We start from the raw sequence: 24072 nt of genomic DNA on the forward strand, positions 1-24072 counted from the left end.
ATCAGAAAGGTTACTCACTTAGTGACTGCGGAGGATATTTATGAATGATGATAAGAAAATAATAAAAACCACAAAGAGGATTTATCCTCAAATATACTCTTATACTCTGCCAGATATTCCAGCAAATAAAGGTTGGCAAAAAGTCGGATATACAGAACGTAAAGACGTTGATTCGCGAATATTAGAACAGACTAAGACTGCGGCTGTAAAATTGCGATATGAGAAATTGTGGAGTGCTAGTTCTTTTTCTAACGCAACTCACGAATTCTTCAAGGACAAAGATCTTCACAAATATTACATAAAGAATGGAATCAAGAAGAGTAAAAAACAGGACGATGGCGGATTAGGTGAAGAGTGGTTTTACTTCAATGGTACGCCAGAAAAATCTAAAGAATTGTTTGATGATTACGCTAATGGCAATTTATTCAGTCGATCTTCCGAGAAAAGTCCGTATAAGTTGAGAAAGGAGCAAGAACGTGCCGTTTCTCAAACCCTTGCTTATGCAGAATCTCACCAGACTACAGATTTTTCTTCGCCAAATAAAGAAGCGGAATTTTTATGGAACGCAAAACCGCGTTTTGGTAAAACTCTCTCTTCTTACGATTTTGCAAAAAAATTCAATGCTAAGAATGTTTTGATAGTTACTAATCGTCCAGCAATCGCTAATTCGTGGTTTGATGATTTCGATAAATTTATTGACGGATATTATTTTATTTCGACCGCGGATTCATTGAAAGAGCGTGAAACTTTGTCTAGGGATGATTTTATCAATAAAACCAATTCATCAAGTGAGGATAAACAGATAACTTTCTTAAGTCTACAGGACTTAAAGGGTGGCAAGGTTTTTGGTGGACCGCACAACAAATTAAAATGGGTGGCGGATCTGAACTGGGATTTGTTGATTATAGATGAGGCTCATGAGGGCGTTGATACAGACAGAACTAATGAAGCTTTTGAGAAAATTAAACGCAGGTTCACGCTACACTTATCTGGGACGCCATTTAAGGCAATAGCGGATGGACATTTTAAGGACAATCAGATATTTAACTGGACTTATATTGATGAGCAAAAAGCTAAGCAAGAAGAACTGAAGAACTTGGACGATTCGGGTGATCACGTTAATTTGCCAGATATGAGATTGTTTACCTACAAGATGTCTGATATTATCTCTGATCGGCTTGAAAAAGGCATGGAGATGGATGATGAAAATATCGATTATGCTTTTGAGTTGAATGAAATGTTTGCAACAGACGCAAGCGGCAAGTTTATTCATGAGGATGATATTTCAACATTCTTAAATCAATTAACTTCAAATGAAAAATATCCATTCTCAACTCCTGAGTTAAGAGACCAGTTAAAACACACGTTTTGGTTGGTAGGAAACCGTGTTGCTTCAGCGAAGGCTATGGAGAAAATGTTGCGCCATCACCCAGTATTTAGTGAATATAAAATAGTGCTTGCTGCGGGCAATGGAAGATCTCAGTCTGACGGTAATTCATCTGAAGATGAAATGAAGGATACTGCAGCTAACGAGAAAGCTCTGAGTAGGGTTAAAAAGACCATCAAGGAGAATGACCGCACCATAACCTTATCTGTCGGGCAATTGACAACTGGAGTTACCATTAAAGAGTGGTCTGCTGTGCTTATGCTGTCTGATATTAAATCTGAATCGTTGTATATGCAGGCAATATTTCGTTCTCAGAACCCATATGAATTTATAGATAATAACGGCAACCCCTGCCGTAAAAAGTCGGCTTATGTCTTTGATTTTTCGCCGAATCGCGTGCTTAAAGTTTATGACAAGTTTGCCAATAGTCTATTGGCGGACGTAGCGAGAGGTGAAGCTACAGAAAAAATCAGAGAGCAGAACGTAGCAGAATTGCTGAACTACTTCCCTGTCTTAGCGGAAGATGAATCCGGCAAGATGATCGAATTGGATGCAGAGCAAGTTTTGACTTTCCCTAAAGCCATCGTCGCGAAGGAGGTTGTTAACCGCGGTTTTGTTACTAATTTGCTATTTGTAAACATTAACAACGTCTTTAATATTCCTTCTGAGGTGATTGCGGCACTGAATAAGGCTCCTTCGACTAGCGACACTGATAAGCAGACTAAAAGCGAAGAAGTTCAACACGACCCAGATCGTAAAAAGAATCGAGACCACAGAATATCTGTAAATAAGGATAAACTACTCGGTAATAAGGTTTACACTTCAAGAATGCAGGATATTGTGTTGTCTGCGGTTGATTCGGATATGGAGGCAGATGAGATCGTTGAAAAAATTATCGCTGACTGCATGTCTGAAATATCTGAGCCCCTTGAGAAATATAAAGATTCCTCCTATTCTCCTTCAAAGACAGAGCTTGACAATATTAAAAGTGGACTCTACGAAAAGGTTAAAGAAGCGGCAGAAGAGTTTGTGTCTGGCGATATAGCAGACAGAATAGCTCAGGATAAGTTAACGGATAGTCTGGCGAATATAATTGAGAAAGATCTCCCTAACGATACCGTCATTCATAAAGAAGAGGATAAGTACGAAAAAGAAGAAAAATCTGAAATGGACCAAATTAGGAGGAAATTGCGTACATTTACTCGCGCTATTCCTTCATTTATTATGGCTGCCAGTACAGATGTAGATAAAATCACATTAGATAACATCGAGGATACTGTTTCTGACAAGGATTTTGAGGAATTATTCACAGAAAAAGACAGTGAGCCATTTACAAAAGACGACTTCCGTAAAATTCGCGGCCCATGGACAAATCCAGAAACCGGCGAAACATTCGAAGGATTTTTTAATCGCTATACATTTAACGCCGCCATTCGAGAGTTTGAAGAGAAGCGACAGGAAATTGCAGATTACCTCTCCCCTGGCGCCAAAGAAGACATTTTCTCTTACATTCGCCCGTTAAAAACAAATCAGATTTTTACGCCGAGGGGAGTTGTGAATAAAATGCTTGATTTGTTGGAAGAAAATAATCCTGGCATATTTGAAGATCCAAATACGACATTTGCGGATTTATATGTAAAGAGTGGATTGTATCTTACGGAAATAGCAAAGAGGTTAAATAGAGGACTTGAGAGTAAAATACCAGACAAATCGGAAAGAGTAAAACACATCCTTGAGAAGCAACTTTATGGATTTGCGCCAACGAATATTATCTACAATATCGCACGCAAGTACATTTACGGGACATTTTCGGGTATTGATGATAGCAATCTTAAGCAATTAGATTTAACTGACGCGTTTAAAAAGGGAGAGACGTTAAACATGAAATTTACAGCAGTAGTTGGAAATCCGCCGTATCAGGGAGAGAATCGTCAGCAGATTTATCCAGATTTCTGGACAGCATCCATAAAGATTGCTGATGTATCTTGCATGATCTTCCCTGTTGGATGGCAGGAGCCTAAGGATGCTAATAATCTGCGAAAGATGAATAAAGAAAGCGTAAAAAGAGATAGGCAGATAGTAAAAATAGATAATATAGAAGATGCGTTTCCTGGTGTTTCTGGGGCAAAGTGGACAAACATAATATTATGGAAAAAAGGATACAACAATGGTCTAGATGGAAGACAGTTGGTATTTGAAAATGGAGAAAATCCGATAAAAAGACTTCTTCCTATAAGTAAATTGGATATTAAAAAACCTCAAGAAATTATAGACCTGGCTGAAAAAATTCAATCATTTTCTGGGTTTTTGTCAATGCAAACGATAACGTCGGTGCTCAAGCCGTATGGCTTGCGCACCGACGTTATCAGGGATTCTTCAAAATATGGATTGCCTGATATACATGATAAAAGAATGAGCAAAACAGATATAAGATTATATTCATCCAAGGGGAAGGTATTTTATGTACCGCATGATTATCCGTTTCCTAGTTTAGATAATCAATTGTCAAAATATAAGGTATTCGTACCTTATGCATGGGGAAATTGGTCTGCGAGTTCGCCATTTTTAGGTGGTGCCTATGCTAATGTTATCGTAGCTGGACCGAATGAAGCCTGTACTGAAACTTTTCAAGAACAAGGAGGGTATGACGATGAGGAGTCTGCCTGGAATCTTGCAAAGTATATAAATACAAAATTTGTTAGAGCACTTTTATATCTAAATAAGCATAGTCAACATTCAACTACATCATGGGGTGCTGTGCCAGTTCAGGACTTTTCTGAAAAATGGTGGTGTTTATCAATTGACGAAATAGACAGATGTCTGATGAAAAAGTATGATATTCCCCAGGATATTCAAGATTTTGTTTTTAATAACATTCAACCCTGCAGTGAATCAAATATTATAAATATTTCGCGCCAGTAGAGCAATAATGCAGTTGAAGCAAGTTGACATTCTTGAAAACACCATTCGCCGCCACGGCGACTTGTTGGATGTTCTTTTACTGGACAGGACGCGGACGACGAAGCGAAAATCGCATAATATCTTGTGGGCTACCGACTCTTACGTCGGTCATAATCCAAAGCAAGAAATATCGATTTTAGACATCACGGGGTCAAATACATATTTGATACAGCCCAGGATTGCCAAATCAAAGGAAGAGCAAAAAAGCCGCACAAAGGATAAGGCTGAGGTTTTTACGCCAAAGAATATTGTCAGCCAGATGAATAGACAGATAGACTGGAGTTCAGGAAACTGGCCTGCAGACGAGAGTAATTGGAAGGATTACGTCAAAGAACTTCGTCTGGAGATAACCTGTGGTGAGGCGCCGTTTATAGTCGGTCGATACAATGCCGCCAGCGGGAAAAAAGTATTGAAACTGTCTGACAGAGTGGGATTTTTAGACCGTAAACTTCAGGTTGTCGGTTCGTATTGTAATGATAAGGAAGAGTGGTTGGAATGGGCGGTTGTTGCTTTTCAATGCTCTTACGGATATGAATGGCAAGGTGATAATCTTCTTCTAGCCAGAGAGAATCTTTTATACACTTTCATCGACTACTGGAATGATAAATTCCCTAACGATAAGATAAATCTTGACAGGAAAATATCAAAAGAAAAAATGGAAATGTTATTACGGGTTGCGGAAATTATTTCTTGGAACATTTTCCAGATGGACGGAATTAAAAACGTGATACCGATGAGTTGTCGCCATGAAGTGATAGAAAAAGAAATTCCCCCTATGATCAAATTATGGGGCGAATCTCCAAAGATTATTAAGAATGAGTGTGCTGGGTGTAAAAATAACGATCACTTTAAGCATAATGGCAAATATGTCTTTATTATGGATTGGGAAAAAGGAAAAACAGTTAAATTTATAAACTTAATGAAGGCGAAATAAAAAAAGATCCGCATCTCTGCGAATCCGTGTTTCATGTGGAGCCACGATCGGGGCTTGAACCCGAGACCTCATCCTTACCATGGATGCGCTCTACCAACTGAGCTATCGCGGCGTAACAGGCTTAATTTTAGCATATTAAGCCGTATTTAATCAACTGAGTTATTTTTTACGAGTGGATTTTTTGGCTGGCGTGCCGGCTTCTTTTGGCAGTTTTGGCGTGACAAATGCCTCTACTATTCCCCACGCTATGCTATTGACTAAGAATGTAACGAACAATATTCCTGAAGCTGATGCCGCCAAGTGCGCTGATGAAGCGTTAAATAATGTCAATAATCCCGCTACAGCCAGCCCAATTATGGCCAACATGATGTAGGCGTACTGTAATTTCAATCGTTGGTTTTTTTCGCTATTCCATAGTGTCAGAATAGATTTTGTAAATTCAAACATACCCATATAATAGCACATATGCTTATAAAAGTCAATATTACTACTTTGTACTATCAAAAAAGTCGCCCGAAGAAGGCGACGATGTTTCAAATTTGGTGCTGGAAGTAGGACTCGAACCTACGAAGCCTTACGGCGGGAGATTTACAGTCTCCTGTGATTGCCACTACACGATTCCAGCGTGATGTGGAGCCGCTTCTCGGGCTCGAACCGAGGACCTACGGTTTACAAAACCGTTGCTCTAGCCAACTGAGCTAAAGCGGCAACTGAATTTATTTTATCAATTTTTTCTCTCTGTGACAAGAGTTTACATAACTATTTTTCGTGGTTGATGTATTTTGCGCTGTTGGCGTGGACGTGGCGCGTCAGCTTTCTTTGATGATGTCGTCGGAGTTAGCATTTTTGTGGCTTTCTTACGCAATTCTTCAGCCAGCTCGGTCTGTCCAGCATTGTCATACGCTTCCGCTAAAATCTTCAATGTCTGAGGAATCGGCTCTAATTCGACAGCTTTTTCTAGGGCGTTGATAACCTTCTTTGTGTTTCCTATTTTTTCCTGAACCTTAGCGTAAGCGATGTAGCGTGCCGCCAAATCATCTTCCATTTCCAGTGCTTGCTCAAATGCTAGCGACGCCTTTTCGTAATTCTCTGTTTCATAGTAAATTAAGCCGACGTTATGAAGGCTGGAAGCACTTGGCTCCAAACTCTGGGCAATCTCAAAACACTCGATAGCGTCTTTATATGCGCGCTGCTTGGCGTATAAAATTCCTAAACGATTGTATGCCGTGGCGTTTTTCTCGTCGACTCGCAAAATTGTCAATAAAGCCTTTTCCGCTCGCAAATATTTATTCTCACGAATTGATTCCTGGGCAATTTCCCATAATTGATCAAGTTTATTAGTAATCTTAGTTGGCAAATCGCCAGTTTCTTTGATTGACGGATGATAAAAAATCGCCCAAATCATTAAAATCAGAATGAGGAGTAATCCAAACATATCTATACTATTATATCACAAGTTGTGTCAGTGCCAGCCTGACGTTGGCGTTGGATTTTAACGCGCTCGCAACAGAGGTGGTTTTTTCAAGTTGCTCCTCAAGCGACGAATTCATCCCGCGAGATAAAGATTGAAAACGAATCATATTCACTATAATATCCGTCAGCAATATCGCTTTTTGGCGGTCAGGAAAGTATTTGATGAGATTCTTAAACGTGTCGTATTCCCGATTTGTGGCTAAAATTTGCTTTGCGTCGGTGGCTAATTGTCGATATTCGGCGAATTTTTCTGGATTTTCCGCCAATTCTTTAATCAACAATGGTCGCCCAGCCGCGAGGAAAAGGATCTGCTGGCTAGAAGCTGGGTCTAAATTGTACTTTTCAAGCAGTTTCTTATCCTGAGCGGATGTCGTTTTATGAAGTGTTAATGTCTGGCAACGAGATCTAACAGTGTCAAGCATCAACTTCGGGTTTTTCGCGACAAGGATAAAATTGGTATTTTTATTCGGCTCCTCCAGTGCTTTCAGGAATGCATTTTGCGATGGCTCGGTCATTGAATCGGCTTCGTCAATGACAATAACTCGACGATTTATGGCGTAAGTTCGGAGCATAGAGATGAGCTCGCGGATTTGATCAACAGATATGGTTTGCTTTTCTGGAAGCGGCTTCAGGTGAAAAGTATCGTTATTTTTTGCTAGCATTTTAGCCACGCCCAGTCCATCGAGCCCGTAATCCGCAATTGCCAAAAGCGCGTGAGGCAACTGCGATGAAATCTGGCTGATTTTTTGAGCGTCTCGAGCGGATATAATCATTTCAGACATCTATGAATCCTCTGGGAAGAATTTCTTGAATTCGTCAGGAACTGCGGCTTCAAAAACTTTTCTCTCGCCAGACGGCAAAATTATCTCTAATTTTTGAGCATGCAACATCATACGACAATCCGAAGACTTTCCATAAACTCGATCGCCAAGAATCGGTGCATTCAAATGAGCCAAATGGACGCGCAATTGATGAGTTCGACCAGTGGTCGGCTTCAGCTCCACGAGTGATTGAGTGTTATTTTCCGCCAAAACATGGTAAGTTGTCTGAGCTGGTTTTCCGTTCGGCTCTATGCGGAACGTGCTCGGCGCCGAAGGATTGCGACCAATTGGCAGGTCAATTTTTGCAGCATTCAACTTTGGCTTGCCGTCGGTTATCGCTATGTAGGTTTTCTTGGCGGTTCGCTCGGCAAATTGCCTCTGTAGATACGCAGCAGATTCTGGGTTTTTGGCTATAATTAACAGTCCCGAAGTATCGCGGTCAAGCCTATGAACAATTCCCGGACGATCCGTGTTCGTCGCAAATGAAGTTTTCGGGCGAATTATCTCCGCAACCGTTGGCTCGTCAGAAAGTCCGCCCTTCGCGTGCGTCAGTAGCCCGCTTGGTTTATTGACGACAATCACATCATCGTCCTCATATAAAATCGGCAAATCTACGTCCGTTTGCTCTTTTTCTGGCAAATTAAGCGCAATTTCATCAGTTTCATCAACCTCAAACTTCGGCGTCGTCGCGACTTTATTATTGACCGAAACGTATCCGGCTTTTATGTATTTTTGCCAAAGACTTCGAGAAATTGTCGTGTCGAATTTGGTCGATAAATAAATATCCAAGCGCACTTTGGTTGGCGAAATTTTGAACATTATGACATATTTTCCCTGGAACGGCGTTTCGATAAATTCTGGATCTAGTGGATTCGGTAAAATCTCGGCATTATCTGGTCTTTCTGTCCACAATTCGTCAATGGACTCTTCGTCGACAATCGAACCATAAAGCAGTGCAAAATGCTGCTTGTTCAAAATAAAATCCGCAAAAACATGAGATTTGTCTGTTTGAATTTCTAATCGACGCAGTGATTTGACGGGCGTATTGTCATCTGCTAATTTGTACAATCTAGCTATTTTCAGCACTGTCCGAGGTAATATTTTCACGCGATTTGCCCCCTATTTTCGAAGCCCTACAGCTTTTTGAACGCGATACAAAGTTTCATTAGCGACGATATTCATGCCTCTTTCGCTAGAAGCCAGCTTTTCTTCAATTGCTTGCTCATCAACCGCCGCAAGCCGATTCTGGAAATTCTCCAAAAATTCCGCAACTTCGTCAGCCACGATTCGCTTGAAATCGCCATAACGATCCATACCGAAGTACTCGTTGGCGATTTGCTCCAGAGTAACTTCCCTGCCAGCATCTTGCCGAACCAAAGTCAAAATCTCTAGCAAATTAGAAATTCCCGGCTGGTTTTCCTTGTCGTATTGAACTTTACCAATTGAATCTGTTGTTGCGCTCATTATTTTCTTATGTGCCGATTTTGGATCGTCAGAAAGGAAGATAATTCCCTTGCCGCTTTCGTCAGATTTGCTCATTTTCTTCGCTGGATTCACGAGATCTTTAATCCTCAATCCTTGATCTTTTCCGAAGAATTGATGTTGCTGAATTACGAGTTTTGGCACGATAAATAGATCACCAAACTTACGATTCATTCGCTCAGCGATATCACGCGTGAACTCCAAATGCTGAGTCTGGTCGTCGCCGACTGGCACGTAAGTTGCGCCGTAAAGCAAGATGTCGGCAGCCATCAGAACGGGATAGTTAAATAGCCCAACGGAGACATCGCCTTTACTTCCCTTATCCTTAAACTGCGTCATTCGGCTCATCTCGCCAAATCCAGTGAAGCAGTCCAGAATCCACGCCAGTTCGCTGTGCGCCGAAATGCGACTTTGGCGGTAAAGATGAATGGAAGGATTGTCCAGCGGCAATCCAGCGGCGGTATAAACTCGCGCGTTGTTCAGGATGCTGCCATACAACTTGCTGTGGTCAATTGGCGTCGTAAAACTGTGGAGATCTGGGATGAATAGATTGATGTCATATTCGTCCGAGCGACGTTTCGCCATGTTGATAATTGGCAAAATAGCCCCAAAGTAATTACCTATGTGGATGTTGTTGTTGGCGCGCACGCCAGTGAGGATGACGGGTTTTGATGGTTTCATTGTATTCATTATAACACTCCTTTGATTGTTAAGTAACGTAACAAAATGTTTATTGGGTCAATGGTGTTTGGTTTTTCGGCGAAGGCGCAGGATAATTCGGTGCAGCCTAATAATACTGGCGGACTGCTGGGGCAATTATTGATATAGTTTACTGCGTTTGCCTGCTCGTACTGGGTTGTTATTGGTATTTTATCCAGTACCGACTGCGGTATTGCCTGATCAGAAATTACTGCGCGAATTATCACTTCCAGCGCTTGTTCTTCGTCCTTATCCGGCGTTAATACGGTTACTCCGGCGGCTTTCAATGGCTTGTCATATAGTCCAGTGTGGATGGTCGTCGGCGACGCTAGCAGCCTAATTGTTTTATAATGGCGGCTTAATATAATCAATTGCGGCATCTACCATGGAAGTTATGCGAATATTCAGCCGCTGTTCAATATCGGGCTGCAACAAATGCGCAGTATTGCAGGCAATTATAATAACGTCGTCCGTCGACGCGTCAATGTTTTTCAGTTCGTTTATGATAATTTCCAAGGCTTCGCTGCGCCGCGATTCATTGGCGATAAAATCAGGAACCGGCAGCGACAAATGAACTATATGCGGAAAATCCGTGCCATCCTTCGCGCCATCTGCCAGCGCCTGCTGAATCATCCGCCGGTGTAGTTCCAAGCTTGCCTGCGGCCCCATGCCGCCGATGATAATTATTCTTTGCTTCATAATTTCTCCTTTGGGTTATATAAAAAAGACCGCGCGCGGCCTCTAGCCATGGTTGGTATTTTCAGAAGAAATTTACGAACAATTCAACAAGCCGCGGCGAAAACGCGTGCTTTGCCAGGCGGTGTTGATGAATTGCCGTTTTATAGTCATGGGGTGATTATAACGCTAATTGCTAAAATTCGCAAACGTTCTATAAAACAGCTCGCTTGGATATGAGCCAAACCCATAAAATGATGTAAATAGATAAACCGATTGAGAATAAGAGAGATAGGACGGCCATCGGATTTGCTTTCCATAATATTGTCCATGTTGGCAGCGAAATGATAAATTCTACCATCGCTAAGAACCCGATTTTAGTATAAATATGCAGCGATTCAGCCAGACAAACAGCGAAACCGATTACCATACCGAACACAGAGGCTACGATTAGTAAAATGACATTAAGGAGCGGCAGTCTTTCTTCCTAGCTCAGCTTAGTTGTTGCTTTATAATCTTTAAAGATTTTTTATATGTAGACGCTATATCATTTTCTATCTTTCGTATAGTTGATGCATCACTGGCTTGGATGTTGCTATGCCATCAAAGTTACTTGCTAAATCATCCCAGTCAATTGTTGGATAGTCAACTTTATCGCAGTCAGTCAATCTCGCCATTGCAAAACACAATACATCAAGCGACACGGCCGTCCCGATTTTGTCTTGTGAATCTCGGTAGAGATCAATGATTTCGCGAGCAATGATAGTCTGTCGTATACGGTTATTATCAGCTTTCATGCATCTATTAAATAATCCCGCAGCATCGCGAGCCCATCAACTTTCTCAATTATCGTCAGATATTCCTGCCATTCTTCGTCGTTCAGTTCTGCCAAACTACGGCCAGGAAAGCTCGGGTGTCCATAAATATATAACAATTCCGTCCAGCCATGGAGATTATTGCCACGTGGCTCGTCGACGATAAATCCCTCTTCGTTGGCTACAAAAATATGGTCTTCATTACCGTCAAAATAGCCAACCGCAAAAGAAAAAATAGCTCGACGATCAGCCTCGCCTTTCATCAACTTGATAATGCCGGGATAACTAAAGCTATTCAGTAGCAATTTAACAAATGGTCCCGGAAAACCTTTCAGCGCCGGAATGAAAAAACCGCGGTCATCAACGACCAGGCGCTTGTTCGGAAACGCTTTCTTGGCTTGAGATAATTTGCTTTTTGCAATCGTCTGAATATCTAGTCCTCGCCCTTCGTCAAAATCATAATCGAGCTGCCTTAAATCAACACCAAGCGGCTGGAGGAGTTCTTGAAAGCTAGTGAATTTACTGTGATTGGAAGTGATGAAATAAATTGGGCTATTCTCTTGTTTCATACTAATAAGTATACGCTAACTAACGTTATTCTGCAGATTTCTAATGCTTGTGTCGTGCGGAATGTGAATGAGGAGATTAGCCGCCATTTTTCCACTGCCTGGCACGTTGCAATAACTTATCGACATAAGCTGCTTTAAGTTTTTTATACGCTGACCTGTCGTAATTTGCTTGCTTGGCATATTGATATTTTATCTTTGAATATTGATCAGCTTCGTCATTGTGAGACCTTAGATAATCTCTGATAATTAAGAAGTTATCGTGCGTTTCAGTATTCGCGACCGCGAGGTGAATATGAATATCGCCCTCGCCAGTTTCTTCTTGTCGGGACGCCAGGAAGATATACCCTTGACGGGAACTTGGATTTAATGAAGGAAAATATCCAATTGCTACCAATTTGTCCCGCAACTCGTTCATGTGTTCGCTATCTTTAGCAGAAATAAGGATATCTAGGATATTTTTACCATCCAAGCCAAGTACCGCGGTACTGCCGACATGATGAATTTGCGGACTATCCGCAAGCACTAGCGCTAATTTATTTTTCACGCGCGTAAAGACAGCCGATATGTCTTTTTTGGATCTTTTAATTTCAACCGACATAAGACCTCCTAAATTTAATCAAGTATACGCTAACTAACGTTATTTTGCAGATCTCTAATGCTTGTGTCGTACGGAATTTTCCATAATTTGCCGTCAATGTTCAGGTTTTTCAGAAAATTGCACATTTGTTGCTGAATGTTTTTTACGTTGGCATCGTCTTCTGTCAGGATTTCCAGTTCAATAAATAGTCCTAGTCCAGCAACTTCGTCGATGCAGATCGTATAGTCCTCAGTTTTCGATTCAAGGCGGACTTTATCAACCGTAACAATTTCTTGCCAGCCCAGCGCTGTGAGCATTTGGCGCGCCGCATTTCCGTCATCAACCGCAAATTCATATTCATCAGACACCAATTTTGCCTGTCCTTCAACTTTCAGCGTCATCAAGCTCCGTTGCAGCTCACCAGTTTCCGGATTAAGAACATCGCGCACTCGCATAATTTTGGAGCCGAGAACAATTGGCGCATCAACTTGCTCGGGCAATAAAAACACTGTATCAATTTGGCGTTTGCTTGAGATGGGTGCGATGAATTGGCTTTTTAGTATGGCGAGAAGATCGCGCTGCGTTATGCCACCCGATATCTTAAATTTAGACTCTACTTCAATCATAAGCTTCCTCGTTTGGACCTTGCTATAAGACGACTCGTTTTCGGTGAATATTTTCCCGTCAGATATTCTTTCATAATTTCCGACAATTTCTTCGCATATTTGTCGGTTATTTCGTGCCGCTGAGTTGCCATTGACGTATGAGTGATATTGTTATGATCTTTTGCTAATTTCTTCAGGTTTCTCTCTACAATCAGTGGATCAAGCTTTCCAGACAAAATAGCAATCGGAAGAGTGAGCTTAGCAATGTCATTCATTGTCGTCTGATTGATAATCGCGGTGTTCAGGGCGATTAAAAACGACTCGGAGGTAACCTCATCAGCCTTAAATCCAGCGTCAGGCCAAATATTGTGCCGATCAGCAAATTGCAAAAAGCGTTTCGAACTGCGCGGATGACTATTGAAAAACTCATAAAGCGCACGCAAAATCTTCTCTGGATGATGAATTTTTTCGTCGACCCTCGGATAATATATCGGCGGGCTGCACAAAATCAGCGACTTGCTCAACTTCGGATATTGCTTGGCGAGCTCTACGGCAGTCAGCGAGCCCATAGAATGACCGATGACGATATCGACGTGATTTATGAATTCCCTACGCAAAGTGGCGACGATGCTTGCGGCTTGGTCGTGGGCGTTGTAGGACTTCCAATCAGGCTTGGGCGAATTGCCAAATCCCAGCATGTCAATTGCTATAACTCGCGTGTCCTTCGGTAAATACGGCTCCAGCGGCATCCATGTTTTCCAGGATGCGCCTAATCCATGAATAAGTAAAATCGTCGCTTTCGGTTTTTCTGGACGAGAAAAATAATGCACGTTCAATGCATACGGAATCCGCAACCAGCGATGGATAATCTTGTCCAACATATTTTTAGTATACTATGAAAATACTCCGCCTGCATGTGAAACGGAGTATTTTGTGATAGCCTTTTCTGTACTAACGCTTAGAGAATTGTTCGCGTTTACGAGCAGAACGAAGACCATACTTCTTGCGCTCTTTCTCGCGTGGGTCACGTTTCAATAGCTCAGCCTTCTTCAGAACTGGACGTAGATCAGCGTGAGCAGCTGTCAAAGCCTTTGCGATGCCAAGCTTGATGGCGTCAACTTGACCAGCCAGACCGCCACCCTTAACTAAGATAGTAACGTCGAACTCTTTTTGCTTGCTGACGATAGCAAGTGGGTCAGTTACTTCTGCTAGTAGGGTTTTGTTGCCGTCCAGGTACTCAGCGGCAGGTTTGCCATTGATTGTAATGGTGCCTTTGCCAGGAAGTAGGCGAACGCTTGCTGAAGCACTCTTGCGTCGTCCTAGGCCGTAGAAATAAGTATCAGCAGCCATATTACTTTACCTCAACTTTCTCTGGTGTTTGTGCTGTGTGAGCGTGGTCGCTGCCAGCAAAAATGCGTAGACGCTTTAGGCGCTCTGCTTGCAATTTGTTCTTTGGCAACATACCTTTAACAGCTTCTTCAATAATTCGTTCTGGGTGGCGTTCGCGCATTTCTTTGAATTGCGTTTCCTTAATTCCACCTGGGAAACCACTGTGGCGATAGTAATACTTATCAGTTTCCTTGTATCCAGTAACGACTGTCTGTGCAGCATTGATAACAACTACGTAGTCGCCACCATCAATATGAGGAGTGTAGGTTGGCTTGTATTTACCAGTCAAATGCTTGGCAATTTCTGTAGCCAAACGTCCAAGTGGTAATTCGCTAGCGTCAAACAATACCCAACGGCGAGAAACTTCAGATGGTTTTTGTGAATAAGTCTTCATCTTATTTTCCTTCCTTTGGCATTGGTTTAATATCGTCAACAAACTCGATGATCGCCATTTGAGCGCCGTCGCCGACTCGCAAACGTGTTCGTTCAACGCGAACGTGTCCGCTGGTTCGACCACTTAGCTGTGGTGCGATTTCATCAACTAGTTTGTAAGCAGCGGCGCGTGTGCTTAATGCTGCAATCACCTGACGTCGGCTTGCTAGGTCGCCCTTTTTAGCCTTGGTGATGATTTTTTCAATGTGACGCTTTAGTTCCTTAGCCTTTGGCAAGGTGGTCTCGATCTTTCCGTACTCAACCAAGCTGGTAGCCAGACCTTTGAGTAGGGCTCGTCGCTGATCACGCTCGCGGCCGAACTTGCGCCCTTGATATCCGTGTCTATGCATAGTTAAAACTCCAACTCCGCCATCTTGTCACGTACTTCGTCTAGTGCCTTTGAACCGAAGCCTTTCAATTCTCGCAAATCTTGCTCAGTCAAAGTTACCAAATCGCGAATAGTGCGGATTTCATTGTTAATTAGCGCGTTTGTCGTGCGGGCGCTTAAGTTTAATTCTTCGATTGGCATTGCTAACTCCGACTCTTCGTCTTCCTTAGCTGCGCCAAGTGCTGGTGCGCCAGTTACCATCGTGTTGCCAGCCAAAGCTGTGTATTGATTGACAAGAATCGCTGCTGCTTCTTCAAACGCTTCACGAGGTGTGATTGTGCCGTTAGTTTCAACAGTGATTGCCAATTTGTCCAAGTTTGTCTCCTGACCAACACGAGTTGAGTCGACTTTGTAGCGAACGCGTAGAACTGGTGAGTACATTGCGTCGATAGCAATCATGTCACTGTGCAAACGCTTTTCGCTTGACTCTTCAATTGTCTGGTAACCGCAACCTGCCTCAACTACCAAATCCATAACCAAATGCTTGTTCGGGTCGTCGATTGTAGCAATTACTTGCTCTGGGTTAACAACTTCAACATCAGCATTAGTTTTAATGTCAGCGGCAGTTACTTCGCCAGCGCCAGTTTTCTCAATGCGTAGCTCAACTGGATCGTCAGTAAATACGCGTAGGTGAACGTTCTTCAAGTTCAACATAATGTCGACAACATCTTCTTTGATGCCTTCAACAGTAGTAAACTCGTGAGTTGCGCCCTCAATCCTGAAAGCTACAACCGCGCCACCGCGAACGCTTGACAATAGAACGCGTCGCAATGAGTTACCAAGAGTATTACCGTAGCCTGGGTGAAGTGGCTCGATTAGAAAAGTAGCACTGTTTGCTGAAATGTCATCAACGCTCGCGAGTGCTGGATTGTAAATTGCTTTTGCCATAATTCTTCCCTAACCCTTCTTTTATCGTGAGTAATACTCAACAATTAATTGCTCGTTGATGTCAGCTTCTGCTTCCTCGCGCTTTGGCAAACCAGTTACTTCAATCTTCAGCTTCTTGCTATCCGCTTTTAGCCAGCTTAGTGGGCCTTGGACTGAATTGTTGATTACATCGTCAATTCGTGTAAAGTACTCTGACTTGGTACTCTTTGGACGAACTGTGATGACATCGCCAGCTTTAACGCGAATCGATGGAATATCGACGCGTCGGCCGTTCAATTCAAAGTGTCCGTGGCTAACTAGTTGACGAGCTGCGCGACGTGATACGGCAAATCCAGAACGATAAACGACGTTATCCAAACGGCGCTCTAATAGCTTCAACAAGTTTTCGCCCGCCAAACCTTCTTGAGCGCGTGTTGCTTCTTTCATCAAGCGAGCAAACTGCTTCTCGACTAGACCATACAAGCGACGAACCTTCTGCTTTTCACGAAGCTGTGTAGCGTATAGACTTGGCTTATTCTGACGACCATGTGCGTGCTGACCTGGAATGCCAGATTTTTTCGCCAAAATTTTATGTGCTTTTGGATGAAGCGCATAACCTTCGCGGCGGCTTTGCTTGACAATTGGTGAATTATCTCGTGCCATAATTATGCCCTCCGTGCCTTTCGTGGACGAACACCACCGTGAGGCACGCCAGTTACGTCCTTAATGCTTTCTACTGAGATGTCGAAGGCGCTGACCGCACGAATAGCGGCGTCACGACCCAAGCCGACACCTTTCACGAAAACGTCAACAGACTTCAAGCCGTATTGAGATTTCGCAGCTTCAGCAGCTTTTTCAGCAGCAACCTGTGAAGCATAGGCTGTACCTTTTTTACTTCCACGGAAACCACATGCACCAGCTGATGAAGCGGTTAGCACGTTACCCTTCTTGTCGGAAAAAGTAACGATAGTATTGTTAAATGTTGCCTGAATATGCAGCTGACCAGCTGGGACTGATCGGCGCTGCTTCTTCTTGGTAGATTTTGCGTCTGCCATTTCTTAGTCCTTTCTTTAGGTCTTACTTGCTGCTTTTGGTTGTGTACCGCCCACGGCGATGGCGCGACCCTTGCGAGTTCGTGCATTCGTACGAGTCCGCTGTCCGCGTGTTGGCAGTCCTGCTTTGTGGCGAAGACCGCGATAGGCGTTGATATCCTTCAAGCGCTTAATATTATTTGTCACCAAGCGCTGGAGATCACCTTCAACGGTGTATTCGCTGTCAATAATTTCGCGAATCTTGTTTTCTTCAGCCTCGGTGAGATCTTTCACCCGAGTGGTCGGCTCAATTTTAGCCGCCGCAAGGATGCTCGAAGCGTGCTTTGGCCCAATACCGTAAATATAGGTGAGCGCAATTTGCACCTGCTTCTCTGTTGGGATAACTACCCCAGCAATTCGAGCCATGCTTAACCCTGCCTTTGCTTATTCTTAGGTTTTTTCTTGTTGATGATATATAGTCGGCCTTTGCGGCGAACGAACTTATCATCGGGACTGATTTTTTTCACACCTGCACGAACTTTCATAAAGTGCTTAAATCTCCCTTCCCGAGTAAACCCGAGATTACCGTTAATATTTAACTACCGACCTTGAGGTCGATCGTCACGTAGGCGGAAGCTGATTCGTCCCTTTGTAAGATCGTAAGGGGTCATCTCAACCTCAACCTTATCACCAGGCACTAGACGAATATAATGCTTGCGCATTCGTCCTGAAATGTGCGCGATGATACTATGGCCATTCTCCAGTTCCACCTTAAATTGAGTATTAGGCAGTGCTTCCACTACCTTTCCTACCATTTTGATGACTTCCTTTTGACTCGCCATAAGTTACAGTTGTCAATTATACAGTACTAAATACAGTTTGACAAGGGGTTTTCGCTGTAAATTTGCGTGCTATAATTGAGTCATCAAATTTAACATAAGGATTTTTATGGCAAGCAAGAAAAAACCAGCAAACTTTAAGGTTACAAAATCGAAAAATAAGACAATGACCGCGGTGCTAATCGGTCTGGCGACGGCTTTGATAGTAATAGTTATTGGCGTAATTTTATTACACGCCAACCAAACTTCCGACAAGACGTTTCAAACAGTCGAAAATGTTGACGGTGGATCCGTGAACTTGGGTTCTCTAGGCTTCCGAATTGAAGGAGATAAATTAGTTATTCGCAACGATTCAGTCACACAAGAGATTCGCGATTTTCTGAAAGCAGACGTAAAAAAGTCGGGCTGTAAGGATAACAACGGCGTAACTGCGGTAATTGCCCATTCCCAGGATGAGAAACAATTACTACTAGGCTATGGCTGCGGCAATTCTGCGGCGCGAATGTTCGCAGTTAAGCAAGATAACGGATGGAAGGCGATTTCCCCAACCAATCAATTTAACCTATTTGAAATTCCGAGCTGTAAGATGGTTGATGAAAATAATATTAGTAATGAGATTGCGCCAGTCTGCCAAAATGAGAAAAAAGTTGGCGACAATTTATCTTACGATTACAAAATACGATAATCCATTCACAAAAAAAGAATTCCCCGCTTTTCGGCGGGGATTTTTAATGTCAATTATTTTTTCTTAAACAAACGACGCTTCTTGCTCTTCTTTTTGTCGTTATCAAGCAGCTCGTCTGGATCGAAATCGTCATATGTAACCATCAGCGCACGAGAGTTGACTTGTCGCAGAGTCTCAAGGGCAACTGATACGACAATCAAGATTCCTGTACCGCCGATTGACAAACGCAAACCTTGCAAGCCTGTTAAATTGTACGTGAGATATTCCGCGACGAATGGCAAAATAGCCACGATTCCCAGGACAATTGAGCCGAACAAAATCAAGCGATTGACGGTTCTCATAAGGTATTTTTCAGTCTGAGCGCCTGGACGCACACCTTCAATAAATCCGCCTTGCTTCTGCAGATTTTCGGCAATTTCGTTAGCGTTAAAGACGATTCCAGTATAGAAATATGTAAAGGCGATAACCAGGATAAAGTATAGCGTTGGGTAAATAAATGCTTCTGCGGTACTGCCGGTGAATGAGCCGGCGTTTGGAGCTTGGAACCAAGTGATAAGCTTGTTGGCGGTCGGCAGAAGATCGGCGTTACCAGACGCTTTCATAACTTGACCAACGAATTGCGGCAAGCTTAGGAATGCAACCGCGAAGATGACCGGAATAACTCCCGCAGCAATCAACTTAACCGGCAAAATGCTTTTTACGTCGCCGTAATTACTGTTTCCATGAACGCGCTTTGCGTAGTTAATTGTAATGACGCGCTGAGCTTCGTTGATTTTAACTAGGAAGTAAAGGACGATAAGTCCGGCGATTGACATGATTAATATAGTCCAGAACATAACTGGGTTTACAGGGAGAGTAAACCAGTTGAAGACGTTCAAGCTGCCAGATGAGGTGTTGAATAATGATGAAATTAATGACGCGAGCATTTGTGGCAATTGGCTAATGATACCAGCGAAGATTACGATAGAAATACCATTACCGATTCCCTGTTCTGTAATTAACTCGCCAAGCCACATCAGAAGAACAGATCCTGCTGTCATTGAAGTAATTGAAACGATCCATTCCATCATCGTAGGGTCGGCTAATGTCGTACTACCGCCTTGAAGAACTGTTTGCCTTAAGATGAAGATGAAAGCGATTGACTGGACAATAGCAAGCGGCACAGTAATAACACGCGTCCATTGCTGAATTTTTCGACGTCCAGATTCACCATCTTTATGTAGTTCCTCAAGCCTTGGAATGGCTTTGGTCAGAAGCTGAATAATAATACTAGCGGTAATAAATGGGCTAAGACCAACCAACACCAGAGAGAAGCTCGACAACGCACCGCCAGATAGCAAGTTCAAAATTCCACCGAGGTCAGATTGCCCAAGCACCGACGAAATCGCGTTACGCAGTTGTGTTGGTTCCGCCAATGGCACTGGAATGTGCGCTAATAATCGATAAACAACGATTATTCCCACGACAATAAATAGTCGTTTTTGCATATCTTTATTTTTCAGCGAGCGGAAAATTATTCTCCAATTCATGTTTTAGCCCCTCATAGTCACTAACAATTCTTAACTCTGTTAATTATACATTACCTGAGCGGATATTTCCATACTAAAAACATAAAAGCGTATGCGTTATAATTGAGTCAATAATATAACGTAAACGAGGTATTATATGCAGCAGCAACCTGAAATCCCATCAACTCCGCCAATTACGCCACCGCCAAACCCAGAATTTCCCCAAAATTATCCACCAAAGAAAAGTAAATTATGGCTATGGGTTACATTGGCAATCGTGGGAGTGCTGGCGATAATCGGAATAGTGGTGGCAATTGTTCTTATGTCAAATAAAACCGCTCCTTCAAAAGACACGAATATTTCGCGCAAAGAAGCAGTCAAACCTAAGGATGAGAAGAAAAACGAAGACAAAAAGCAGAATTTAGCTAAATCAAATTCAAAATGTTTAACGTCTGCTGATTTTCGAAAAGCTGGCTATGACTATATGAAAGACGGCTATTTTACGCTTAGCGACGGTAAATATAATTTTAAAAATGTTTTCTTCAATGCGGATTCGACGCAATATACATACGAAGAAATTGCCGTTGACGAACTAGCTAAACTGGGGTCGCTATACAAATCAAATAGTCAAAAGGAATTTTCAATTGAGCTGGTCGGTCAGACGTACGAAAGTTCAAAGACAAGTGCTGGCACAAAATTAGCCATGGAGCGCGCCGATAAAGTCAAGCAAGGCTTAGTTTCGCAAGGTTTTCCTGAGAATAAGATTATTATCTCTGAACCGAAAATTGCCAATCATGACAGTAGCGATGATACCGCCGACAGGAACGTGACTATTTATCTAGTCGTGCCGCAAGAATGTAGCGAAAAATAGTCCAGAATATCAAAGCAAAAGAAAATCCCCTTCTCTTTCGAAGGGGATTTATCGTTATCGAGAAAAAAATTATTTCTCTTCAGCTTCTTTCGCGCTTTGGCGTAGAGGTGTAGCTACTTTCTCGAATGAGCCACCGGCTTTTTCGATGGCAGCAACAACTGAAGCTGAGGCAGCTTGTACTTTCAAGTCAACCTTAGCCTTCAATTCACCACGAGCAATCACCTTAACCGTGTGGAAAGGAGTTGCAATATAGCCTTCAGTGAACAGCAAAGCATTGTCAACAGTCTTGCCGTCAAATGCGTTCAAATGATCCATGTACACAACTTGTGCTGGAGTTCGCAAGCTCTTAAATCCGCGAGCCTTTGGCACAGCTTGGGCTAGTGGACGCTGACCGCCCTGGAACATTACGCGAAGCTTCTTACCTGTTCGGGCATTCTGACCTTTAGTACCGCGACCAGCAGTTTTACCTTGACCAGCAGCAATACCGCGACCAACACGCTTTTTATTCCTGTTTGCTGAAACTTGGAGATCATTGTACTTCATTATTTAGCCTCCTTTTTAGCAACCTTTTTTACAGGCTGAGCGCTTAGCCATTGATCGCGTGGAACTAATGACTTTAGAGCTTCAATAGTCGCGTAAGCAATGTTAACCTTGTTGGTTGAGCCAAGAGATTTGGTCAATAGGTTACGAACACCTGTTACACCGATAATTTGGCGAACTACACCACCAGCGATAATACCAGTACCAGGAGCGGCTGGCTTGATCAATACGCGTGCGCCAGAGAATTTAACTTCGCTGTCGTGCGGGATTGTTTCGCCGTTTAATGGCAATGTAATTAGGTGCTTTTTAGCGACTGATGTAGCCTTAGCGACTGCAGCTTGAACATCTGCACCCTTAGCAACACCGACACCAACTTTATCTTTGCGGTTACCAACAACCACCAAAGCCTTAAATCGGAAGCGGCGACCACCTTTAACCACGCGAGAAACGCGGTCAATGTTGATTACCAATTCTTCAAATTCTTTTGGTGCGTCATCGCGCACATTTCGCCGGTCATCGCGGCGACCACCACGTGGATTTCGAGGTCGACGACCTTCTGCACGTGGGGTAGTATTTGCAGCTTGCTCTGCCATACTAGAACTCCAATCCTTCTTGGCGCGCAGCGTCAGCCAAAGCCTTTAGACGGCCAGCGTATTGACGACCATTGCGATCAAACACTACTGCGCTAATCTTAATTTTCTTTGCTTTCTTAGCAATTTCAGTACCGATAGCAGCACTTTTTTCAGTCATCGTGCCAGTTGCTTTTGTTCCAACTGTAGTTGCTGCAGCCAATGTTTTACCAGCCACATCGTCAATTAATTGCGCGCTAACATGCAAATTGCTAATAGTAACTGTCAAGCGTGGACGCTCTGCTGTACCTGAAACCTTAGCGCGAACGCGGTTTTTGCGAAGAGCGCGGTTGAGTAGCTTCTTATTTTCAGCCATGATTACTTACCTGTCTTTCCTGCTTTACGCAAAATCTGCTCGTCGACGTACTTGATACCCTTACCCTTGTATGGTTCAGGCTTCTTCAGTGCGCGGATTTCCGCTGCAACTTGGCCGACTTGTTGTTTATTGATACCGCTAACAACGATAATCATTTTTTCGTTGGTAACAGTTACGCCTTCTGGGGCTTTGTATTTGACTGGATGTGAAAATCCAAGTGCCATTTCTAGCTCATTGTTGCTTGAGCCAACACGGAAACCAACACCGTTAACCTCTAGGCGCTTTTCATAGCCTTTGGTTACACCGATTACCATGTTGTTAATTAGCGCGCGCATCAGGCCATGCTGACTACGGGCTACTTTGGACTCGTCCTTAGGATGTACCGTGACTTGTCCGTCTTCGACTTTCACCTCAACTGCTGGTGTGATGAATTGCTTCAATTCACCCTTTGGTCCTTTAACGACCACATCACCAGAGTCAACCGTGATTGTCACACCGGCCGGAATAATCACCGGCAGTTTTCCGATTCGACTCAGACTCATTACTCACCTTTCGTGTGATTTGATATTAACTTCAGTATTTTAACACAGATTAGGGGTAAAAAGCAAGGTTTTCAAGCTACGAATTAACCTCATATATATCCAACTCGATTGAATTAACCATTTGCCTTATTCGAGCACTATCCGCCATTTCCAACCAACCTTTGCCGCCAATAACACACCCTCCAAGGATCGCATTTAGCGTACTCCTATTTAATATAACCTGTTTATGATTATCCGAACATCGAACAAGAGCTTTTTGTAAATTATCACAAAAGACGGACGACGATAAAATTTTTATATATTCTAAGAAATCATAACTCAATTGATTAATTATTTTGTCATCTTTCTTCAATAGTCCAAGAAACATTCTGTATCCAACCGAAATTGACGCCTCCGACCACTGATCGCCACGATCATACACTGTATATTTTTCTCGCACGACCGTCAAGAAATTGAGAGCCACAATCTGCATAACAATTGCCGCCAGAGCTTGATCAACAGGCGTCTGTATGTGACTTTCATCAATTGAATACTCCAGAACGCATTCACGAAAAAGATCGTCAGACTCTTTACTGTATTTTATATACGAAGTACGAAAAAGCGTATTAACAGAGCTTTCATCGTGAGCCTTACGATACGCCATATCAATTTGCTTACGCCACAGAGAAATCTGAACTTCGCGTAGCTTTTTACTCAGTTCACTTCGGTCGACTTCTACTATATTTCGATTCATTTCTATTCCACACTCGCCAGCAGCCCTCAAAATATCATCTTCTGGAATGACTAATTTATCAAACTCTCGCAATGCCTCGTCGTATGTCTTTTTCGCTTCCGGACTATATAATTCAGCATCTATAAAACAAGTGTCGCCATATGTTTTTGCGGACAGTATGATATCGCTCAGAATAAAGAACTCATTGTCTTGAAGACGCTTCAAAACGTACTGAGCTAATAAATGTTCATAAATATGAGCGATTAGTCCGTCGTTATCGGCTGTTTTGTATATGGATGAAATTATCATTGCTTGGTTTGATAAT

Annotated in this window: 31 protein-coding genes and 3 tRNA genes; 4 read left to right on the forward strand and 30 right to left on the reverse strand. The window is 42.8% G+C overall.

Going from position 1 to position 24072, the window contains the following annotated elements; translation table 11 throughout:
* Positions 1-40: 40 nt before the first annotated feature.
* Both LRM44_RS02460 and LRM44_RS02465 read left to right on the forward strand, forming a co-directional pair.
* Positions 41-4309, forward strand: coding sequence for a DEAD/DEAH box helicase family protein (locus LRM44_RS02460; RefSeq protein ID WP_243803629.1), 4269 nt, complete (start codon positions 41-43; stop codon positions 4307-4309).
* Positions 4310-4316: 7 nt separating this feature from the next.
* On the forward strand, positions 4317-5282 hold the full coding sequence (locus LRM44_RS02465) for a hypothetical protein (RefSeq protein ID WP_243803630.1): 966 nt from the start codon (positions 4317-4319) through the stop codon (positions 5280-5282).
* A 36-nt stretch (positions 5283-5318) separates the two neighbouring features.
* On the opposite strand, the gene LRM44_RS02470 is transcribed toward LRM44_RS02465, so the two are convergent.
* From LRM44_RS02470 to infA, 24 genes are all read right to left on the reverse strand, one after another.
* Positions 5319-5394, reverse strand: a tRNA-Thr gene (locus tag LRM44_RS02470).
* A gap of 47 nt (positions 5395-5441) precedes the next feature.
* Positions 5442-5729, reverse strand: a complete 288-nt coding sequence (locus LRM44_RS02475; protein WP_243803631.1) for a hypothetical protein — start codon at positions 5727-5729, stop codon at positions 5442-5444.
* A gap of 93 nt (positions 5730-5822) precedes the next feature.
* A tRNA-Tyr gene (locus tag LRM44_RS02480) sits at positions 5823-5907 on the reverse strand.
* Between the two features lie 6 nt (positions 5908-5913).
* Positions 5914-5990, reverse strand: a tRNA-Thr gene (locus LRM44_RS02485).
* 43 nt (positions 5991-6033) lie between these two features.
* The gene (locus LRM44_RS02490) at positions 6034-6717 is read right to left on the reverse strand and encodes a tetratricopeptide repeat protein (RefSeq protein WP_129745405.1); all 684 of its coding nucleotides are present in this window, start codon (positions 6715-6717) and stop codon (positions 6034-6036) included.
* A 10-nt stretch (positions 6718-6727) separates the two neighbouring features.
* On the reverse strand, positions 6728-7537 hold the full coding sequence (locus LRM44_RS02495) for an AAA family ATPase (protein ID WP_243803632.1): 810 nt from the start codon (positions 7535-7537) through the stop codon (positions 6728-6730).
* The gene (locus LRM44_RS02500; protein WP_243803633.1) at positions 7538-8683 is read right to left on the reverse strand and encodes an RluA family pseudouridine synthase; all 1146 of its coding nucleotides are present in this window, start codon (positions 8681-8683) and stop codon (positions 7538-7540) included.
* A gap of 12 nt (positions 8684-8695) precedes the next feature.
* Entirely contained in the window at positions 8696-9739 is a 1044-nt protein-coding gene (gene trpS / locus LRM44_RS02505; protein WP_243803634.1) for a tryptophan--tRNA ligase, read from the reverse strand.
* Positions 9740-9747: 8 nt separating this feature from the next.
* Positions 9748-10137 (reverse strand): hypothetical protein, encoded by a 390-nt coding sequence (locus LRM44_RS02510; protein ID WP_243803635.1) that lies wholly within the window; start codon positions 10135-10137, stop codon positions 9748-9750.
* A complete protein-coding gene (locus LRM44_RS02515; RefSeq protein ID WP_243803636.1) occupies positions 10103-10456 on the reverse strand; it encodes an aspartate/glutamate racemase family protein in 354 nt (117 codons plus the stop codon). Before LRM44_RS02515 ends, LRM44_RS02510 begins: the two co-directional genes overlap by 35 nt.
* A gap of 530 nt (positions 10457-10986) precedes the next feature.
* Positions 10987-11229 carry a hypothetical protein gene (locus tag LRM44_RS02520; RefSeq protein ID WP_243803637.1) on the reverse strand — a complete coding sequence of 81 codons (243 nt, stop codon included), beginning with the start codon at positions 11227-11229 and terminating at the stop codon, positions 10987-10989.
* Positions 11226-11816 (reverse strand): non-canonical purine NTP pyrophosphatase, encoded by a 591-nt coding sequence (locus tag LRM44_RS02525; protein ID WP_243803638.1) that lies wholly within the window; start codon positions 11814-11816, stop codon positions 11226-11228. Before LRM44_RS02525 ends, LRM44_RS02520 begins: the two co-directional genes overlap by 4 nt.
* A 76-nt stretch (positions 11817-11892) precedes the next feature.
* Positions 11893-12414: a GrpB family protein gene (locus tag LRM44_RS02530; protein ID WP_243803639.1), complete on the reverse strand. Its 522-nt coding sequence runs from the start codon at positions 12412-12414 to the stop codon at positions 11893-11895.
* Positions 12415-12443: 29 nt separating this feature from the next.
* Complete coding sequence (gene cyaB, locus LRM44_RS02535) at positions 12444-13019, reverse strand: class IV adenylate cyclase (protein WP_243803640.1); 576 nt, start codon at positions 13017-13019, stop codon at positions 12444-12446.
* Complete coding sequence (locus tag LRM44_RS02540) at positions 13016-13879, reverse strand: alpha/beta fold hydrolase (protein ID WP_243803641.1); 864 nt, start codon at positions 13877-13879, stop codon at positions 13016-13018. The genes cyaB and LRM44_RS02540 overlap by 4 nt, the downstream gene beginning before the upstream one ends.
* 70 nt (positions 13880-13949) lie before the next feature.
* Positions 13950-14348 carry a 30S ribosomal protein S9 gene (rpsI, locus tag LRM44_RS02545; RefSeq protein WP_129632884.1) on the reverse strand — a complete coding sequence of 133 codons (399 nt, stop codon included), beginning with the start codon at positions 14346-14348 and terminating at the stop codon, positions 13950-13952.
* A gap of 1 nt (position 14349) precedes the next feature.
* Complete coding sequence (rplM, locus tag LRM44_RS02550; RefSeq protein ID WP_129632888.1) at positions 14350-14781, reverse strand: 50S ribosomal protein L13; 432 nt, start codon at positions 14779-14781, stop codon at positions 14350-14352.
* Between the two features lies 1 nt (position 14782).
* A complete protein-coding gene (gene rplQ / locus LRM44_RS02555) occupies positions 14783-15169 on the reverse strand; it encodes a 50S ribosomal protein L17 (RefSeq protein WP_129636875.1) in 387 nt (128 codons plus the stop codon).
* Positions 15170-15171: 2 nt separating this feature from the next.
* Positions 15172-16095: a DNA-directed RNA polymerase subunit alpha gene (locus tag LRM44_RS02560; protein ID WP_243803642.1), complete on the reverse strand. Its 924-nt coding sequence runs from the start codon at positions 16093-16095 to the stop codon at positions 15172-15174.
* Positions 16096-16116: 21 nt separating this feature from the next.
* Positions 16117-16737 (reverse strand): 30S ribosomal protein S4, encoded by a 621-nt coding sequence (gene rpsD, locus LRM44_RS02565; RefSeq protein ID WP_243778156.1) that lies wholly within the window; start codon positions 16735-16737, stop codon positions 16117-16119.
* A gap of 2 nt (positions 16738-16739) precedes the next feature.
* Positions 16740-17129, reverse strand: a complete 390-nt coding sequence (gene rpsK, locus LRM44_RS02570) for a 30S ribosomal protein S11 (RefSeq protein WP_129745336.1) — start codon at positions 17127-17129, stop codon at positions 16740-16742.
* Positions 17130-17144: 15 nt separating this feature from the next.
* Positions 17145-17531, reverse strand: a complete 387-nt coding sequence (rpsM, locus tag LRM44_RS02575) for a 30S ribosomal protein S13 (RefSeq protein WP_039327369.1) — start codon at positions 17529-17531, stop codon at positions 17145-17147.
* A gap of 2 nt (positions 17532-17533) precedes the next feature.
* On the reverse strand, positions 17534-17650 hold the full coding sequence (gene rpmJ / locus LRM44_RS02580; protein ID WP_129637195.1) for a 50S ribosomal protein L36: 117 nt from the start codon (positions 17648-17650) through the stop codon (positions 17534-17536).
* A 54-nt stretch (positions 17651-17704) separates the two neighbouring features.
* On the reverse strand, positions 17705-17947 hold the full coding sequence (gene infA, locus LRM44_RS02585; RefSeq protein ID WP_129635133.1) for a translation initiation factor IF-1: 243 nt from the start codon (positions 17945-17947) through the stop codon (positions 17705-17707).
* Positions 17948-18053: 106 nt separating this feature from the next.
* Between infA and LRM44_RS02590 the strand changes: the two genes are divergently transcribed.
* Positions 18054-18629 carry a hypothetical protein gene (locus LRM44_RS02590; protein ID WP_243803643.1) on the forward strand — a complete coding sequence of 192 codons (576 nt, stop codon included), beginning with the start codon at positions 18054-18056 and terminating at the stop codon, positions 18627-18629.
* A gap of 53 nt (positions 18630-18682) precedes the next feature.
* Here LRM44_RS02590 and secY read toward each other — a convergent pair whose 3' ends face one another.
* Positions 18683-20158, reverse strand: coding sequence for a preprotein translocase subunit SecY (secY, locus tag LRM44_RS02595; protein WP_243803644.1), 1476 nt, complete (start codon positions 20156-20158; stop codon positions 18683-18685).
* Positions 20159-20294: 136 nt separating this feature from the next.
* Here secY and LRM44_RS02600 point away from each other — a divergent pair, with 136 nt between their 5' ends.
* Positions 20295-21008 (forward strand): OmpA family protein, encoded by a 714-nt coding sequence (locus LRM44_RS02600; RefSeq protein WP_243803645.1) that lies wholly within the window; start codon positions 20295-20297, stop codon positions 21006-21008.
* Between the two features lie 69 nt (positions 21009-21077).
* Here LRM44_RS02600 and rplO read toward each other — a convergent pair whose 3' ends face one another.
* The 5 genes from rplO to LRM44_RS02625 form a co-directional block, all read right to left on the reverse strand.
* A complete protein-coding gene (rplO, locus tag LRM44_RS02605; protein ID WP_129745344.1) occupies positions 21078-21551 on the reverse strand; it encodes a 50S ribosomal protein L15 in 474 nt (157 codons plus the stop codon).
* A complete protein-coding gene (rpsE, locus tag LRM44_RS02610; protein WP_129632920.1) occupies positions 21551-22141 on the reverse strand; it encodes a 30S ribosomal protein S5 in 591 nt (196 codons plus the stop codon). Before rpsE ends, rplO begins: the two co-directional genes overlap by 1 nt.
* A gap of 1 nt (position 22142) precedes the next feature.
* Positions 22143-22493 (reverse strand): 50S ribosomal protein L18, encoded by a 351-nt coding sequence (gene rplR, locus LRM44_RS02615; protein ID WP_129745349.1) that lies wholly within the window; start codon positions 22491-22493, stop codon positions 22143-22145.
* Between the two features lie 2 nt (positions 22494-22495).
* Positions 22496-23029 carry a 50S ribosomal protein L6 gene (gene rplF, locus LRM44_RS02620; protein WP_445083032.1) on the reverse strand — a complete coding sequence of 178 codons (534 nt, stop codon included), beginning with the start codon at positions 23027-23029 and terminating at the stop codon, positions 22496-22498.
* A gap of 82 nt (positions 23030-23111) precedes the next feature.
* On the reverse strand, positions 23112-24056 hold the full coding sequence (locus LRM44_RS02625; RefSeq protein ID WP_243803647.1) for a hypothetical protein: 945 nt from the start codon (positions 24054-24056) through the stop codon (positions 23112-23114).
* Positions 24057-24072: the final 16 nt, after the last annotated feature.

This window comes from Candidatus Nanosynbacter sp. HMT-352, from assembly GCF_022819385.1.
Lineage (GTDB): Bacteria > Patescibacteriota > Saccharimonadia > Saccharimonadales > Saccharimonadaceae > Nanosynbacter.

Excerpts from the sequence above, each read along its gene's own strand:
- LRM44_RS02460 (WP_243803629.1), top strand. The coding sequence starts at position 41 with ATGAATGATGATAAGAAAATAATAAAAACCACAAAGAGGATTTATCCT.
- LRM44_RS02465 (WP_243803630.1), top strand. The coding sequence starts at position 4,317 with ATGCAGTTGAAGCAAGTTGACATTCTTGAAAACACCATTCGCCGCCAC.
- LRM44_RS02475 (WP_243803631.1), bottom strand. The coding sequence starts at position 5,729 with ATGTTTGAATTTACAAAATCTATTCTGACACTATGGAATAGCGAAAAA.
- LRM44_RS02490 (WP_129745405.1), bottom strand. The coding sequence starts at position 6,717 with ATGTTTGGATTACTCCTCATTCTGATTTTAATGATTTGGGCGATTTTT.
- LRM44_RS02495 (WP_243803632.1), bottom strand. The coding sequence starts at position 7,537 with ATGTCTGAAATGATTATATCCGCTCGAGACGCTCAAAAAATCAGCCAG.
- trpS (WP_243803634.1), bottom strand. The coding sequence starts at position 9,739 with ATGAAACCATCAAAACCCGTCATCCTCACTGGCGTGCGCGCCAACAAC.
- LRM44_RS02510 (WP_243803635.1), bottom strand. The coding sequence starts at position 10,137 with ATGCCGCAATTGATTATATTAAGCCGCCATTATAAAACAATTAGGCTG.
- LRM44_RS02515 (WP_243803636.1), bottom strand. The coding sequence starts at position 10,456 with ATGAAGCAAAGAATAATTATCATCGGCGGCATGGGGCCGCAGGCAAGC.
- LRM44_RS02520 (WP_243803637.1), bottom strand. The coding sequence starts at position 11,229 with ATGAAAGCTGATAATAACCGTATACGACAGACTATCATTGCTCGCGAA.
- LRM44_RS02525 (WP_243803638.1), bottom strand. The coding sequence starts at position 11,816 with ATGAAACAAGAGAATAGCCCAATTTATTTCATCACTTCCAATCACAGT.
- LRM44_RS02530 (WP_243803639.1), bottom strand. The coding sequence starts at position 12,414 with ATGTCGGTTGAAATTAAAAGATCCAAAAAAGACATATCGGCTGTCTTT.
- cyaB (WP_243803640.1), bottom strand. The coding sequence starts at position 13,019 with ATGATTGAAGTAGAGTCTAAATTTAAGATATCGGGTGGCATAACGCAG.
- LRM44_RS02540 (WP_243803641.1), bottom strand. The coding sequence starts at position 13,879 with ATGTTGGACAAGATTATCCATCGCTGGTTGCGGATTCCGTATGCATTG.
- rpsI (WP_129632884.1), bottom strand. The coding sequence starts at position 14,348 with ATGGCTGCTGATACTTATTTCTACGGCCTAGGACGACGCAAGAGTGCT.
- rplM (WP_129632888.1), bottom strand. The coding sequence starts at position 14,781 with ATGAAGACTTATTCACAAAAACCATCTGAAGTTTCTCGCCGTTGGGTA.
- rplQ (WP_129636875.1), bottom strand. The coding sequence starts at position 15,169 with ATGCATAGACACGGATATCAAGGGCGCAAGTTCGGCCGCGAGCGTGAT.
- LRM44_RS02560 (WP_243803642.1), bottom strand. The coding sequence starts at position 16,095 with ATGGCAAAAGCAATTTACAATCCAGCACTCGCGAGCGTTGATGACATT.
- rpsD (WP_243778156.1), bottom strand. The coding sequence starts at position 16,737 with ATGGCACGAGATAATTCACCAATTGTCAAGCAAAGCCGCCGCGAAGGT.
- rpsK (WP_129745336.1), bottom strand. The coding sequence starts at position 17,129 with ATGGCAGACGCAAAATCTACCAAGAAGAAGCAGCGCCGATCAGTCCCA.
- rpsM (WP_039327369.1), bottom strand. The coding sequence starts at position 17,531 with ATGGCTCGAATTGCTGGGGTAGTTATCCCAACAGAGAAGCAGGTGCAA.
- rpmJ (WP_129637195.1), bottom strand. The coding sequence starts at position 17,650 with ATGAAAGTTCGTGCAGGTGTGAAAAAAATCAGTCCCGATGATAAGTTC.
- infA (WP_129635133.1), bottom strand. The coding sequence starts at position 17,947 with ATGGCGAGTCAAAAGGAAGTCATCAAAATGGTAGGAAAGGTAGTGGAA.
- LRM44_RS02590 (WP_243803643.1), top strand. The coding sequence starts at position 18,054 with ATGGCAAGCAAGAAAAAACCAGCAAACTTTAAGGTTACAAAATCGAAA.
- secY (WP_243803644.1), bottom strand. The coding sequence starts at position 20,158 with ATGAATTGGAGAATAATTTTCCGCTCGCTGAAAAATAAAGATATGCAA.
- LRM44_RS02600 (WP_243803645.1), top strand. The coding sequence starts at position 20,295 with ATGCAGCAGCAACCTGAAATCCCATCAACTCCGCCAATTACGCCACCG.
- rplO (WP_129745344.1), bottom strand. The coding sequence starts at position 21,551 with ATGAAGTACAATGATCTCCAAGTTTCAGCAAACAGGAATAAAAAGCGT.
- rpsE (WP_129632920.1), bottom strand. The coding sequence starts at position 22,141 with ATGGCAGAGCAAGCTGCAAATACTACCCCACGTGCAGAAGGTCGTCGA.
- rplR (WP_129745349.1), bottom strand. The coding sequence starts at position 22,493 with ATGGCTGAAAATAAGAAGCTACTCAACCGCGCTCTTCGCAAAAACCGC.
- LRM44_RS02625 (WP_243803647.1), bottom strand. The coding sequence starts at position 24,056 with ATGATAATTTCATCCATATACAAAACAGCCGATAACGACGGACTAATC.